This is a genomic window from Pseudomonas sp. HY2-MNA-CIBAN-0224 (assembly GCF_040310285.1).
Classification (GTDB): domain Bacteria; phylum Pseudomonadota; class Gammaproteobacteria; order Pseudomonadales; family Pseudomonadaceae; genus Aquipseudomonas; species Aquipseudomonas helleri.
This window is the reverse complement of the sequence record NZ_JBEOPQ010000788.1, coordinates 1-247: the sequence shown is the minus strand read 5'-3', so window position 1 is coordinate 247 and position 247 is coordinate 1. Positions and strand designations below refer to the sequence as shown.

The window sequence follows — 247 nt, the reverse complement described above, 5'->3', positions numbered from 1 at the left end:
ATAATCATACCGACCAATGGAGGGAGGTAAGTGCAGAGTTGTTTGAGGTCTTAGGTCGCGCCATATATTTTGTTGTAGAAACTCAAGGTCTCATAACCCCAACCTTACTCAAACCGCTCTGGGCTGCTGGTTATAGGCAGTCATTTGAAACCTTGCCAAAAATGTCTACGCCATCTATACCCGTAATTACCTCAAACTCTGGCTCAAATGCCGCCACATACTTACAAGCTCAACCCAATGCTAACAA

The 247-nt window shown here is 44.5% G+C and carries 1 protein-coding gene; it reads left to right on the top strand.

Annotated elements, in window-relative coordinates; all coding sequences use genetic code 11:
- Positions 1–247: hypothetical protein (locus AAEZ03_RS28460; RefSeq protein ID WP_502947989.1), on the top strand; the 247-nt coding region annotated here is incomplete at both ends.